The 13698-nt window shown below is 41.8% G+C and carries 13 protein-coding genes and 2 pseudogenes; 6 read left to right on the forward strand and 9 right to left on the reverse strand.

Going from position 1 to position 13698, the window contains the following annotated elements; translation table 11 throughout:
* Positions 1–1620, reverse strand: a pseudogene (locus V5G28_RS10930) (hydantoinase/oxoprolinase family protein); the annotation flags it as partial.
* Between the two features lie 136 nt (positions 1621–1756).
* Between V5G28_RS10930 and V5G28_RS10935 the strand changes: the two are divergent.
* Together V5G28_RS10935 and V5G28_RS10940 are read left to right on the forward strand one after the other, a co-directional pair.
* A complete protein-coding gene (locus V5G28_RS10935; RefSeq protein ID WP_332987422.1) occupies positions 1757–2146 on the forward strand; it encodes a type II toxin-antitoxin system RelE/ParE family toxin in 390 nt (129 codons plus the stop codon).
* Complete coding sequence (locus V5G28_RS10940; protein WP_332987423.1) at positions 2139–2468, forward strand: helix-turn-helix domain-containing protein; 330 nt, start codon at positions 2139–2141, stop codon at positions 2466–2468. The genes V5G28_RS10935 and V5G28_RS10940 overlap by 8 nt, the downstream gene beginning before the upstream one ends.
* Positions 2469–2482: 14 nt before the next feature.
* Here V5G28_RS10940 and V5G28_RS10945 read toward each other — a convergent pair whose 3' ends face one another.
* The 5 genes from V5G28_RS10945 to V5G28_RS10965 form a co-directional block, all read right to left on the reverse strand.
* Positions 2483–2722, reverse strand: coding sequence for a hypothetical protein (locus V5G28_RS10945; RefSeq protein ID WP_332987424.1), 240 nt, complete (start codon positions 2720–2722; stop codon positions 2483–2485).
* 117 nt (positions 2723–2839) lie between these two features.
* A complete protein-coding gene (locus V5G28_RS10950; protein WP_332987425.1) occupies positions 2840–3238 on the reverse strand; it encodes a type II toxin-antitoxin system VapC family toxin in 399 nt (132 codons plus the stop codon).
* Entirely contained in the window at positions 3220–3498 is a 279-nt protein-coding gene (locus tag V5G28_RS10955) for a type II toxin-antitoxin system Phd/YefM family antitoxin (RefSeq protein ID WP_332987426.1), read from the reverse strand. Before V5G28_RS10955 ends, V5G28_RS10950 begins: the two co-directional genes overlap by 19 nt.
* Positions 3499–3796: 298 nt before the next feature.
* On the reverse strand, positions 3797–4759 hold the full coding sequence (locus V5G28_RS10960) for a protochlorophyllide reductase (protein WP_332987427.1): 963 nt from the start codon (positions 4757–4759) through the stop codon (positions 3797–3799).
* Positions 4760–4929: 170 nt separating this feature from the next.
* Positions 4930–6105 (reverse strand): GNAT family N-acetyltransferase, encoded by a 1176-nt coding sequence (locus V5G28_RS10965; protein WP_332987428.1) that lies wholly within the window; start codon positions 6103–6105, stop codon positions 4930–4932.
* Between the two features lie 5 nt (positions 6106–6110).
* Here V5G28_RS10965 and V5G28_RS10970 point away from each other — a divergent pair, with 5 nt between their 5' ends.
* Positions 6111–6233, forward strand: coding sequence for a hypothetical protein (locus V5G28_RS10970; RefSeq protein ID WP_336230387.1), 123 nt, complete (start codon positions 6111–6113; stop codon positions 6231–6233).
* On the opposite strand, the gene V5G28_RS10975 is transcribed toward V5G28_RS10970, so the two are convergent.
* Positions 6223–6996 carry an amino acid ABC transporter ATP-binding protein gene (locus V5G28_RS10975; protein ID WP_332987429.1) on the reverse strand — a complete coding sequence of 258 codons (774 nt, stop codon included), beginning with the start codon at positions 6994–6996 and terminating at the stop codon, positions 6223–6225. The genes V5G28_RS10970 and V5G28_RS10975 overlap by 11 nt on opposite strands.
* A 254-nt stretch (positions 6997–7250) precedes the next feature.
* On the opposite strand from V5G28_RS10975, the pseudogene V5G28_RS10980 reads away from it, so the two are divergent.
* The 3 genes and pseudogenes from V5G28_RS10980 to V5G28_RS10990 all read left to right on the forward strand — a co-directional run bounded on the left by V5G28_RS10980 (position 7251) and on the right by V5G28_RS10990 (position 11141).
* Positions 7251–8887: pseudogene (locus tag V5G28_RS10980) on the forward strand (ABC transporter permease subunit).
* A 514-nt stretch (positions 8888–9401) separates the two neighbouring features.
* Positions 9402–10298: a helix-turn-helix domain-containing protein gene (locus V5G28_RS10985; RefSeq protein WP_332987430.1), complete on the forward strand. Its 897-nt coding sequence runs from the start codon at positions 9402–9404 to the stop codon at positions 10296–10298.
* A gap of 105 nt (positions 10299–10403) precedes the next feature.
* Positions 10404–11141: an SDR family oxidoreductase gene (locus V5G28_RS10990; RefSeq protein ID WP_332987431.1), complete on the forward strand. Its 738-nt coding sequence runs from the start codon at positions 10404–10406 to the stop codon at positions 11139–11141.
* Between the two features lie 192 nt (positions 11142–11333).
* On the opposite strand, the gene V5G28_RS10995 is transcribed toward V5G28_RS10990, so the two are convergent.
* Together V5G28_RS10995 and V5G28_RS11000 are read right to left on the reverse strand one after the other, a co-directional pair.
* Positions 11334–11879 carry an EF-hand domain-containing protein gene (locus tag V5G28_RS10995; protein ID WP_332987432.1) on the reverse strand — a complete coding sequence of 182 codons (546 nt, stop codon included), beginning with the start codon at positions 11877–11879 and terminating at the stop codon, positions 11334–11336.
* A 484-nt stretch (positions 11880–12363) separates the two neighbouring features.
* Entirely contained in the window at positions 12364–13686 is a 1323-nt protein-coding gene (locus V5G28_RS11000) for a cytochrome P450 (protein WP_332987433.1), read from the reverse strand.
* Positions 13687–13698: the final 12 nt, after the last annotated feature.

Below are 13698 nucleotides of genomic sequence, written 5' to 3' on the forward strand. Positions count from 1 at the left end.
AAGATTCCATTAACTGCACTAGTTGAGGGATTAATGCTTGGGTTAGAGGCTTTTCTACTCCCCCTCTCTAATTGCCCGGACATCAGCTAATCCCATTCCATAAGCAGAAAGAACTCCAGCATAAGGATGAAGAAATATCTTTTTCATCCCCAAAGTATCGGCAATTAAACAAGCAACTTGCCCTCCTGCGCCTCCAAAACAACAAAGCACATATTGGGTGACATCATAACCCCGTTGTAGGCTGATTTTTTTGATCGCGTTTGCCATATTCTCCACAGCGATCGCAATAAATCCAGCTGCGACTTGTACGTTCGTACGGGTATTTCCTGTGACAGCTTCAATCTCTTGAGCTAATTGTGTAAATTTTTCAATGACAATATCTTTATCTAAAGGCAAATTGCCATCTAATCCAAAGACAGAAGGAAAATATTGAGGATGAATTTTGCCTAACATAACATTGGCATCAGTAACTGTTAATGGTCCGCCACGTCGGTAACAAGCAGGACCAGGATTTGATCCCGCAGATTCCGGTCCGACACGATAACGAGAACCATCAAAAAATAGAATTGAACCGCCACCAGCAGCAATCGTATTAATTGCTAATACGGGGACTCGCATCCGCGCCCCTGCAATCTCCGAATCTAGTTGCCGTTCATACTCTCCTTTAAAATGGGCAACATCTGTACTTGTCCCTCCCATATCAAAGGTAATGACTAACTCAAAACCCGCCCTTTTGCTAGTTTGTACTGCGCCGACAATTCCCCCAGCAGGACCACTCAAAATACTATCTTTTCCTTGAAATTGTTCGGCTGCGACTAAACCCCCGTCAGATTTCATGAACATTAATCTGACTCCAGGTAGGTGACTAGCTACTTGGTTAACATAGCGACGCAGAATCGGAGTTAAATAAGCATCGACGACTGTTGTATCCCCTCGGCTAACAAGTTTCATTAAAGGACTCACTTGATGCGATACGGAGATTTGCGTAAATCCTATTTCTTGGGCAAGTTGGGCGACTTGTTGTTCGTGGTAGGGATAGCGATCGCTGTGCATAAAAACAATTGCACAAGAGCGAATTCCTGTGTTGTAAACTGCTTGTAAGTCATTTTTGACTTGTTCAATATTTACCCGGATTAATTCTTGACCGTTAGCATCATAGCGTTCTGAAACCTCAATCACCTGCTCATAAAGCATGGTTGGTAAAATGATATGACGGGCAAAGATGTTAGGACGGTTTTGATAGCCAATCAAGAGTGCATCTTTAAACCCTTTGGTAATCACAAGTGCGACTCTATCCCCTTTCCTTTCTAACAGTGCATTTGTTGCTACTGTTGTCCCCATTTTGACCACTTCTATTGCTTCAGTTGGAATAAGTTCGTTGCCTGAAAGACCGATGATATCCCGAATACCTTGGATGACTGCATCTTGATACTGTTCGGGATTTTCTGAGAGTAATTTGTAAACTATGATCCATTGCTGGTTGGGAAGAGGCACAATTAAAAAACGTAACGGACTTCCTCCTACAGAATGTCTTGAGAGTTTATCTATAATTGCGCGATCGTCAGTCACCGCAACCAAATCGGTAAATGTACCACCCCGGTCAGCAAAAACTTTTAACATTGCTCTGTTTCCTCAACGGTCTACAGGTAGGATAACAAGGAGATTTGCAATGTTTCTACTTCAGGTAACGATTGAACCTCGACCAATGCCAAGATGTATCATTGACAAAATATGCCAAAACTAGCATACTGTCAGTATGAGTTTTTCATTAAAACCAGTTGAGTGGGTTGGAAGCTCGCTTGATGATTTGAGAGAGTTCCCAGAAGAAGTTCAGCAGGTGATGGGTTACGCTCTTTATTTAGCTCAGTGTGGCGAGAAGCATAATTGTGCAAAACCGCTTAAAGGATTTAAAGGTGCTGGGGTATTGGAAGTTGTAGAAGACTTTGATGGGGATACTTACAGAGCCGTTTACACAGTGAAATTGGAAGGCGTAGTTTATGTTTTACACGCGTTTCAGAAAAAATCAAAGCATGGTATTGCTACGCCAAAGCAAGACATTGAACTCATCGAAGCAAGATTCAAACGAGCAAAAGAACATCACGCCCAGAACTATAGCGCCAAGCAAAAGGAAGAGAAAAATGACTGAGGAAATCAACGTCAAAGCAAGTAGTGGTAATGTTTTTGCAGATTTAGGTCTAGCTAATCCTGATGAGCTACTTGTTAAAGCAGAACTTGCACGTCAAATTAGCGAAATCATCACCAAACACGATATGACTCAAATTGAAGCTGCTGAACTTTTAGGAGTCGATCAACCTAAGATTTCTGCCCTAATGAAGGGAAAACTATCAGGTTTTTCAACAGAACGGCTTTTCCGATTTTTGAATGCTTTAGGTTGTGATGTGCAGATTGTGGTGAAGGCGAAACCAGAATCTCGAAAACACGCTCAGATAAAAGTTTATAGTCTGTAGTAGGGTAGATTGGCTTACCTGAAATTTTGGTCTTCTAACTTAACTTGACAGAGCGACAACCTCTGTGGATTTAACCTCATATCAGCAATCGATGGATTGATCGATAAAGCGATCGCTCCACCAATTGGTACACCCAGCGCGGATCTTGTAGGTTGGGTTAAGGCAACGAAACCCAACAAACCAACCATCGTCTTGGTGGTGGATTGGAGAAAAATCAAATTGTAACTAAATGTTGGGCGGAGCGATCGCTCCACCCAACCTACATAAGATGTGGGATCGCTAATCTTGTAGGGACTATGTTAAAAGGAAGGCGAGCGCTCATGGATGATGGTTGATAAGAGTGCGATCGCTTTCTTAGGGGATAAAATCAACTACCATTCTACCTTGACTGAATAATTAGCAAAAACAGAATCACAACTAATCAGCACTGCATTTTCTATATTAGCCTGAGCAATCAGTAAACGATCAAAAGGATCTTTGTGAGAGATAGACAAACTATCTAAAGCTAAAACATGAGCAACAGTAATTGGTAATATTTCGATAAAATTATTTTGTTGAATAGCAACAATCTCTCCTAAGGTTTTATTTAATGTTAGTTTGCCTAACTGATGTTTAATTTGAATTTCCCAGAGACAAACTACACTCAATAACCTCAGATTATTCTTATCTTTTAATAACTCTAATGCGCGTTTAGAAAGTTTTGAGGGGTCACTATCCCACCAAATAAATGTATGTGTATCGAAGAGCAATTTCATGGATTTTGCAACCAAAATTCATCTGGTAAAGGTCGATCAAAATCATCACTCATTACCATAGCACCTAAATTTAATCCGGGTTGAGGTGTTTTTTCTAATTTCGATCTAATTTGAGCGACAGGATTAAGTAGAGTTAATCTAGCAACCGGAGTATTATCACTAGTAATGACTATCTCTTGGTCATCTTGAATTGAAGAGAGTAATTCAGTAACACTAATTGGCAATTCTTTAAGGTCGAATGTCTTGTTTGACATAGCTTTCGATCTAAAAATCATATCTCCTATTATAGGGTGATATCATGTCCGGCTAATCACTTGTCATTAAAATCTCTCCGCGTCCCCGCGTCCCCGAGTCTCTGCGTCAGTCTATATGATAAGTCTTTAAGCGGACATGATATGACGATATTGTAGTGCGCTGTGTAGCACCGCGAAAGTGCGATTAATTACTTACAATTAAGCCCGATTTGAGCTTACCAATGAAAACCTGTTAATCCCTGAATCAGAATACCAGCAATCGATGGATTGATCGATAAAGCGATCGCTCCACCGATTGGTAACGCCCAGTCCTACCTCGTTACGCAAGTCCAACCAGCTTGGCGCTTAGTTCCCACATGCGATCGCCTTTTTCATCATCGCGGGCTTGAGGAGAGACCTTTTGAACAAACGACTTACCATTTTTCTTCTGTCGATTCCCCCAGCTCCAATAAGCACCAGATTGTTTGTACTCGGGATCGGCTACCACCACTGCGACTCGCTCGCCAGCCAACTCCTGAGACACGTACCCCCCGGTGATGTACTTTTGGAATTTTGGGAAGAGTTTCTGAAACAGGGGATAATGGTTGCGGAATAGTGGCGTTTCTGCAACACACCCCGGATAGAGAGAGGTGAAGGTAATCCCGGTGGATTCGTGATAGCGTCGATGCAGCTCTCGCATGGTTAGCACATTGCAGACTTTGCTGTCCTTGTAAGCCTTAACTGGTTCAAACTTCTTGCCATCAATCATCGAGATTGGCTCTTTAAATCCTGCTGCAAAGCCATCCAGATTTCCTAAGTCCGGACGCGGCGGAATCTTGCCGCCAAGCTCGTCTGGATTGTGCGTTACAGTTCCCAAAATCACCAGCCTCGGGTCGGAAGAGGATGCGTGCTTCAGGTCTTCAAGCATAAGGTTACACAAAAGGAAATGACCGAGGTGATTTGTGGCAACGCTCAACTCAAATCCTTCAGGCGATCGCAACGGCTCTTTTAGTAAAGGCATATAAATTGCGGCGTTGCACACCAAAGCGTCTAGGGACTTTCCGCTTGCTCTGAAGTCCTTGACAAACTGTCGAACACTCTCTAAAGAAGCTAAGTCGATATGCATGAGCGTGTAGCTGTCCTGGGACATTCCCACCGTTTGGGCAGCTTTTTCAGCCTTCGCTAAATCCCGACAAGCCATCACCACATGCCATCCCTTTTGGGAAAGTGCTTTCGCGGCGTACAAACCGACCCCTGAGGATGCGCCCGTGATCACGACCGTTGAGTTCGGATGTTGTTCCATTCTGTTCAGACTTCGTTGACTGTCGTTGACTGTCTCTATGATCTCACACCACGCTCACCACCAGCGTTGATTTTTCGAGATGTCCTGCGGTTATTATTCACACTCCGTTAACTAAGCATAGGGGTGATTCCCATGCTTAGTTAACGGATGAACTTAAAAAGAACACAATCTTAAAAGAAATCAGCCATCCAAGGAGATGCGCCAGCAAATATTTGAGTTGCGGCTGACATGGCTGTTTCTGTAGCATCCAGTTGTCCTGCAAGCTGCAACTGCTGTGGGGTAAATAAGCCCGTGTACAGAGGTGCCAATCCTCTAATGTCTAGCTTCATCTCGCCTGTTCCACCGCTTGTGACTTCACCTCGTCCATTGGCAACAGACAGAATGAATCTACCATTGTTTTCAGCAACCAAATCATCTTGAACTTCCAAGTGCAGTTCTGCTTGAATTGCTGGCGAATAACCACGCTTTTCCAAAGCTGTACTAACATTAATCACGCGTAGCATCCAGCGCATGGCAGATTTTTGCTTGGCTGTTTGTTCTGGTAACAGTAAAGTTAGGGAGTCGTTAGCAGACCCTCTCCATCGCACATATTTAATTTGGGAGCGATGATTGGCAAGAAAGCTCCATAAAGTTTGTGCAGCAGCGGTTGTGAGAACTGTCCAATCCCTCAGCCGTATAGAAGAGCCATCTTGGTTTTGATGCTGGCTGAAGATGATGTAGCCTTGGGGTTGGTCTGCACAACCGATAAGATAGGCGTAGATTGCTTCATTCTCATCTGGTGTAGATATGCGCTGCCAAAGACCTTGGTGTCGGTCTAAAAGTCCATTATTGAGTTTTGCCTGATGCTGATAGAGTTGACGAAAGATTTCATGATTACCAGGAACATCGCAAACAGGTAGCGGCTTTTCCTTGACTAGGATGCTTTCAGTAGGAACTTCCCAAATACAAGAGAAACCCCCCTGCTCATACCCTGCTTTGCGGTATAGGCGTTGAGTCGCTGGATAGAGAGCGGAAATGGGTACTCCCTTGGCATAAAGTTCCTTAACAACGTGCTGCATCATAGCTAATGCAGCTCCACTTCCGCGATATTCTGGAGCAATGCCTACTGCTGCTATTCCCGTCATAGGTACGCGCTGACCGCCCCACCACTGACCCATTGAGATAGTTGCTAGTCCACCAGCAATTTGCTCACCTTGGTGAATGATACGGAAGTTTTCTAAGCCGAGGCGGTTGAAGAAAATTTCACTCTCACCTGGCGACATGAGAAAACACTGCTCGAGGATATTCCCTAGCCGCGCAATGTCCTTTTGATTAGCAATCAGGCTATATTCAAATTCAGAAGTCATAGTATATGCTGCTTAGCACGAGCACACTACAAAAATACTACAAGAAGCGATCGCGCCAGCACCTCACCCAAAAGGTTCACCCAAATGGGGGAAGTTTTTTAGCTTTATTCTTTATTCCTAACCTTTAATTCCCAACTCTCTACCATTGAGACGACTCAGAAAAGTACGTAGGCGATCGCTCTCTGGATTAGAGATAACTTTGGCAGCCGAACCTTGTTCTACCACGACACCTTGATCCAAAAACATAACTTGATGTGCCACTTCACGAGCAAATTGCATTTCATGAGTGACAACTACCATCGTCATACCTTCTGCTGCTAGTTGCTGCATGACTTGCAACACTTCACCAACAAGTTCCGGATCTAGGGCGCTGGTTGGTTCATCAAAAAGCATGACTTGGGGGTTCATACACAAACTGCGGGCAATAGCTGCCCGTTGCTTTTGTCCACCCGAAAGTTGTTCTGGATAAGCAGATGCTTTGTCAAAAAGTCCAACTTTTTCGAGATAAAATCCCGCCAGCTGTGTACTTTCTTTCGCAGATTTCCCCAGCACTTTACGCGGAGCAAGTGTGAGGTTTTCTAGTACGCTCAGATGAGGAAACAGGTTAAACTGCTGAAAAACCATGCCTACTTGTGTTCGTAGTTGGCGCAGTTGCCTGTTGCTAAAACTAGGTTGTGATACCTCAATACCATTGACGACTAAACGCCCAGAATCTATATTTTCCAAGCGGTTGAAGCAGCGCAGCAGAGTACTTTTGCCACAACCAGAGGCACCAATGACTGCGACGACTTCTCCTCGTTTGATTTCGCCCGTGATTCCCTTGAGTACTTTTAGGGAACCATAGCTCTTTTCAATGTCTTTAAAGATAATTGCAGGGGTGGAATTGTCCATTTCCCATGTTGATTACACTATAGCTAATTATACCTAAACAGTCTGGAATGAGAAAAAACAAAAGTTAAGCTAGTACGTATTTAATATATTTAGTTTTTCATGTTATTAATAGCATAAAATACAAAAAATAAAAAAGAATCTACACTTGATAGAAACTTATTACTCGCTTCTGTAGTACCTGAAAAGATGGTTCTTTGAAAATCTCATCTATGTTAGCAATTATTTATCCGAAAAAAACAATGTTCGAGGAAAAAATGAGGCGATCGCATTTCATTAAACATTTTTTAGCGGGTTTTGGTGCAGCTATCATTTTGTCAGCTTGTGACTCAGGCAGCAATACTAGCAGTTCCTCTAAGAACGGAAATTCTCAACAAACAGCTACAGCAGGTAAAACCATCAAGATTGCCACAGACGGAACCTTTCCGCCCTTTGTATTTAAAGGAACGGGAAATGAAATTGTGGGTTTTGACATTGACGTGATCAAAGCAGTCGCAAAAGTAGCTGGAATGACAATTGAATTCCAGACTATGCCTTTTGATGGCATGATTCCCGCACTACAGGCAAATACTGTAGATGCAGCCGTCGCTGCTATGACGATAACACCCGAACGCGCCCAGACAGTATCCTTTTCTCGACCTTATTTTAAAGCAGGGTTGGCGATCGCAGTCCGCCAAGACAACGCAACTATTACCAACTTAGATAGTTTAAAAGGCAAAAAAATTGCCGTCCAAATTGGTACAACCGGAGCTAAAAAAGCCAGAAGCATTTCAGGTGCCGAAGTGCGGGAATTCGACTCAGCCCCTTTAACTTTCCAAGAACTAGCAAATGGCAATGTGGATGCAGCCATTCATGATGCTCCCGCGATTCAAGAAGCTATCAAGACTGGTAACATCAAAAGTATAAAGGTAGTTGGCGAACTAGTTACCGAAGAATATTATGGCTTTGCCCTGCCGAAAAACTCTCCCAACCTCAACGCCATCAACACAGCTTTGACAAAGATAATTTCAGATGGTACCTACGCTCAAATTTACAAAAAGTGGTTCGCTTCAGAACCTGGAAAACTGCCAGAAAGTGTGCCAGGTTCCTCATGAGGACTGGGGAGAATCAATTCACGCCACTGCATTCACGCATTATAAGTCTCTTCCTCATCACCCCACCTCCCCACCACTCCATAATGATTCAAAGTCTAACTATCATTCTCAACGCCCTGCCAGATTTACTTCTTGGCGCTGTAGTCACACTTGAGATTACTGCACTGTCCGTGATTTTTGGAATGATTGGCGGCTGCTTGATAGGAATTACCCGACTTTCGCCAATTGTGCCTCTGAGATGGGCAATTCGCGCTTATATCGATTTCTTTCGCGGTACGCCTCTGCTTGTGCAGATTTTTATGATTTACTTCGGCTTGCCAGCACTGGCGCAAAGCTTAGGCATACCCCTGCGCTTTGACCGTTTAGTTGCTGCGGTTGTTGCTTTGAGCCTCAACTCTGCTGCATATATGGGGGAAATTGTTCGCGCTGGAATTCAATCGATTGAACCAGGACAAGCAGAAGCAGCAAACTCCCTAGGTATGAGTGGAGTGCAGACCATGCGCTACATCATTTTTCCCCAAGCGTTGCGTCGCATGATTCCACCACTAGGAAATGAATTTATTACCTTGCTCAAAGATACCAGTCTCGTAGCAGTTATCGGCTTTGAGGAATTATTCCGACGCGGTCAATTAATTGTGGCTAATACTTATCGGGCTTTCGAGATTTACACGGCAGTTGCCTTAGTTTATCTGGTTCTCACCTTAGCTTTATCTCAATTGTTTTCTTTTCTGGAACTTTGGATGAACCCAATCAAGCGTAAAAAAAGCAAGCCAAAGTCGATTGAGTCTCTAAAAGCTTAACGGAGAAGTTATTCTTCATATTACTAATTTCTTTGGAGATAAAGCAAGCGTCACCCCTTCGGGGAAGTCAAAAGTCAAAAGTCAAAAGTCAAAAGTCAATAAGCTGAAAATCCTATAATTTGCATACTATATTTAAATGAAATTATTGTGGGGTAGGCATCCTGCCCGCCCAGATTGTGCAAATTAAAGGCACAACAACTTAACACAATTTTAACTTAGGGATTTCCAAGAAATAAATTATCCATCTTGTGGGGGAACCAGCGCGAATGACGGCTTCGCCGTGAGCGCTCAGCCGAACGGTTTCCCTCGTGCCGGCTCTGGCGTTGGGCAGAAAAGCCCGCCCTGAATATTGGGACGGGTGGGGACACCCATCCCACAAGAAAATTTGGGATATTTTTTTATTTGGAAGTCCCTTAGCGCGCGCTTGAACTTTGATACCAGTTTTAGACGAAGCGAACCGTGGATAAAATTGAGAAACTGCAACTACAACCTAGCTAACAAAACAAGAGCAAGATTGAAAGCACAAAAAGAAATCCAATTTTTTCAGGAAATTAACGAACTATATAAAGCTACGAATTCTCGACATAGAGCAGTTTGTAATTTTTTTGATCTTCTTAAATTAGAGGACTTAGAGGTAGAAGCAGTAAAAGCACTGCCGCCCTACCGAAAAGGCTTTTATCATGTGAGCTTCAAGAAAAGCCCAAGTAACTCATCTATTTTTATAAATGCTGACAAATTTGAAAACAGACGAGGTTGTCTTGTATTCAGTTCACCCTATCATATCTATTCTTGGCAAAGAGACTCAAACACCAAAGGCTTTGTCTTTTACTTCAAAGATGAATTTTTATCCTGCGATATTTTGAGCGAGTTTCCCTTCTTCAAGGTTACGGAAAGCAATCTCTTTGAGCCGGAACAAGCGGAATCAGAAAAGCTACTAGGCTACTTTCAAATGATTTGGGCAGAGTTTACAGGTACAAATTCCTACAAAACTCATATCACTCAATCGTTGGTACTGGCTCTACTTTATTATTGCAAATCACTTTATGAAAAATATACAGCCCAAGCAAAAAATCAACCTCGTAGCCTCATCATCTTAAACCAGTATCAGCAACTCATTAATAAATTATATTTACAGAAAAAGACAGTTGAGGAATACGCAAGTTTGTTAGGCATTACCTCTAATCATCTAAACGATGTTATAAAGCAAGCCACAGGTAAAACAGCCCGTAGCTTTATCGTTGAGCGTATTCTGTTAGAGGCTAAGAGCCTTTTAACTCATACGGAATTAGATATTGCTGACATTTCCCATAATTTACAATTTGACGAACCCACGAACTTTGGCAAGTTCTTCAAAAAATATGTTGGGCTGACACCCCTGCAATTTCGTAATCAGAAGCAGCTTAAGAATTAATCCGAGTTATTTACCATTTTATCCACCAATTGTATTACCACCGCGTAGCAACTAACGACTACCTTTGGAATGTCATGTTTTGGTCGTCACATTATTGTAATAACAATGAAAACCACAAATAATACTATCCTCATTACAGGTGGAGCAACGGGAATCGGATTAGCCTTAGCAGAGGCTTTCCTAAGAGAAGACAACAAGGTAATTATCTGCGGAAGAAGAGAGAAAAAATTACAAGAAGCAAAGACAAAGCTTCCTTCGCTTCATGTCATGAACTGTGATGTTTCAAAAGACAGCGCCAGAGAAAACTTGTTTCAATGGGTTACGAATACATTTCCAAATTTAAACATATTGATAAATAATGCAGGGATTCAAAAAGAAGTCGATTTGACAAAAGGAGCAGTAGATTTATCGGGAGAAGATGAGATAGATATCAACTTAAAAGCTCCAATTCATCTATCCACAATGTTTATACCTCACCTAATCAAGCAGAGAGAATCGGCAATTGTAAATATTACCTCTGGTTTAGCATTCACACCGCTTGCAGTTGTTCCTATCTATTGTGCGACAAAAGCAGGTTTGCATTCATTCAGTCAATCTTTAAGGCATCAATTGCGAAATACATCAATGAAAGTCTTTGAAGTAGCCCCACCCATTGTTGATACAGAGTTAGACAGGGGTGCAAGAGAAAACCGAGAACAAGAAAACGTAGTCATTTCACCTGTGGAGGTTGCTGAGGCAACTCTTAAAGGTATAAGAGAAGACCAGCTTGAAATTGTCATTGGTTTAGCAAGTAACTTACGTTCTGCTCCTGAAAAAATGTTTAATATCATTAATCGCTTTTGAGTCCGCTGTGGAGTACTTTGATTAACCCGCAACTCGTGAGGAGGCTTTTGCTGACTTCAACACAGATCAATATGCCTACCTATCGACAACATTAGACACTGCCCCTTGGGCGATCGCCTGTTGAAAGCCAGTTAGAGAGTAGTATTGGCATTTTTCGGAGATGTTTATTACAACAGGTGGTGGACGTAAGACCTATATATGCGGACCAAAAAGTAAGTTTCCAGGAGCGTTCGGATCATCACTGAGATAAAATTCACTAATCAACTGCAATACCTCGTCTTTGGAGAGGATGCCGTCACCATTGAGATCCAGTTGTGGAAAAGTATATTTCACATAGACGCGAGGAATATTGCACGTTACGAAAAGCTCTTCCCATTTTTCAGCAGTCATCTTCTCTTTGCCATCAGGATTAAATAGGTCAAAAACCGCAGAACCCAACGACTCGATTTCATTGTATTTGTTCGCTGCACTCAGTAGCTGCTCGTGATATTCTAACCACTCCTCTAAAGTCACTTTTTCGTCACCGTTTTTGTCAGCCGCCTCTTGTACGCGCTTCCAGTAGAGTAATTGCTTATCATGAATGTTGCTATATTCTAATGAGCCCGGTTGCCAACCACGAACTTGTGCCAGCCGCTGAACAAATTGCTCAAAATCTTTTTGGTCTAGCACCCCATTATTGTTTGCATCGAAGATAGCAAAAAGAGTTGTCCATTTTCGCTTTTGCAATTCAGAAACCATGAAAACTCCTTAATTTTGTTATTTTTTACTCTAAATCGCTTGAAGTGTGTAACATTACATTCCATATTTGTTAATTTCTCAGACTAATAATAAAAATGCAAGGACAGTTAAGACCTATTAAAAAAAAATATTAATTTAATATATGCATTAACTTTATTTATCAAATATAGAGATTTTGGCAGAAAAATCTGCTTGACTCAGATCTTGCACCTCTCCGTAGAACCCAGAGCTTAGTCAAAAGCAGCGCAATAAAGTTATATTGTTTTACAATGAGGCTGCATAGAATAAAAAATCACTTGCATTGTGATTACCCTTGATTGATAACCATCTTAAAGTTTTAACATTCTGTGCAAGCTCAATGTAATTTGATATCATAAAGCAAGGCAACAGACGAATATGCCTAGCTATCGACAACATTAGACTTCTTGCAAAAGTCAAAAAAATCGGCATAAGTCATCTTTGGGCTTTAAAAAGCTAAAGAGGATTATACTTTGTAGATTTTAACTTTTAAACCAGAGTGAGGATGCAAAATTGGGATAACCTTGAAAGTTAAGTTTTGGTTTGGTAGCAATTCCCAATTATATTTTCCTAATAGATGTGAAGCAAACACTTTAATAAGTGTTTTGGCGAAAGCTATTCCTATACAGCTATGTGTTCCTCCTCCAAATCCAACTAAACTATAGTCTACAGTTTTATTACTTATTTGTTCTGGAGCAAAACGATCTGGGTCAAAGCGCTCTGGTTCGGAGTAAATTCGGCTGTCTTTGTGAGTACCGATGATAGAATACATTACATTCCAGCCTTGCGGTATGTAATAGTCTTTAAATACGAAAGGTTTGAGTACTCTCCGGTAACCTGAGGGGATTGGCGGGTAACAGCGCTCAATTTCTTTTAAAACCCGATCAAGGTAGATTATCTGTTTCAGGTTTTCAAGAGTTAAAGGAGATTCGTTAACTATTTGTTGTTGCTCATCTTTAACTTTCGCCAAAATATCTGGGTGCTGAGCGAGTACCATGCATAAGCTGGTCAACATTGATGCCGTATTAGCAATTGTTCCAATAAAAAGAGAAAAAGCTTGAGATTTTATTTCATCGTCACTCAAACCTTTACCGTTTTCATCTTTTGTTTCCATCAACATTCCCAATACATCTTTGGTAGGCGATTTTCTCCGTAAATCCATAGCTTTTTCGATATAAGCTAGAGTTTGCTTACGGGCTTGGAGAGCTCTACCAAAGGGAGTCCAAGACCAAGGAGTTGGTAACGATAATAGTCCTGCAGTAATTTCTAGAAACCACTGACATAATCGCTCATTATCCTCTCGAGATTTACTTCCAAGCAATAGTTGGCAAGCAATCTCAATCGTCATCTTCCTTAGCTCTGGAAACCAAGTCACGCTTTCCATTTGTTCCCAGGCTTGTAGATAGGTCAGAGAAATCTCTTCAATAGTAGCGAGATAATTGGCAAGCGCTGAACCATGTAAGGTCGGCGTCAGCAGCTTGCGACTGCGTCGGTGTTCTTCCCCTTCTTGAAATATAAGAGCCTGCTTGCCAAACAAAGCTTTGAAGTTATCTGGCCAGCCTTCAGTGGAAAAATGATCTGCATGACTGGAAAAAATGAATTGATTGGCTTCATAACCAACCATGACAGCTGTTGGACGATCAAATATTTTAGTTTTAAAAATTGGACCATAGAGTTTTTGCCTTTTCTCGAGAAACTTTGAATCGTTTATCAGACTAAGTGTTTCTCCAAGAAGAGGGAAACCAAAACTACCGGGAGGCAAAGTTTCTTTTTTGTTAGCAAAAGTCATAAAGAAAAAGCC

This window comes from Scytonema sp. PRP1, from assembly GCF_036697665.2.
Lineage (GTDB): Bacteria > Cyanobacteriota > Cyanobacteriia > Cyanobacteriales > Nostocaceae > Kalymmatonema > Kalymmatonema gypsitolerans.

Bases quoted from the DNA above. Each gene is read 5' to 3' on its own strand.
- V5G28_RS10955 (WP_332987426.1), bottom strand. From the start codon at position 3,498: ATGATTTTTAGATCGAAAGCTATGTCAAACAAGACATTCGACCTTAAA.
- V5G28_RS10935 (WP_332987422.1), top strand. From the start codon at position 1,757: ATGAGTTTTTCATTAAAACCAGTTGAGTGGGTTGGAAGCTCGCTTGAT.
- V5G28_RS10960 (WP_332987427.1), bottom strand. From the start codon at position 4,759: ATGGAACAACATCCGAACTCAACGGTCGTGATCACGGGCGCATCCTCA.
- V5G28_RS11000 (WP_332987433.1), bottom strand. From the start codon at position 13,686: ATGACTTTTGCTAACAAAAAAGAAACTTTGCCTCCCGGTAGTTTTGGT.
- V5G28_RS10975 (WP_332987429.1), bottom strand. From the start codon at position 6,996: ATGGACAATTCCACCCCTGCAATTATCTTTAAAGACATTGAAAAGAGC.
- V5G28_RS10990 (WP_332987431.1), top strand. From the start codon at position 10,404: ATGAAAACCACAAATAATACTATCCTCATTACAGGTGGAGCAACGGGA.
- V5G28_RS10965 (WP_332987428.1), bottom strand. From the start codon at position 6,105: ATGACTTCTGAATTTGAATATAGCCTGATTGCTAATCAAAAGGACATT.
- V5G28_RS10970 (WP_336230387.1), top strand. From the start codon at position 6,111: ATGCTGCTTAGCACGAGCACACTACAAAAATACTACAAGAAGCGATCG.
- V5G28_RS10995 (WP_332987432.1), bottom strand. From the start codon at position 11,879: ATGGTTTCTGAATTGCAAAAGCGAAAATGGACAACTCTTTTTGCTATC.
- V5G28_RS10940 (WP_332987423.1), top strand. From the start codon at position 2,139: ATGACTGAGGAAATCAACGTCAAAGCAAGTAGTGGTAATGTTTTTGCA.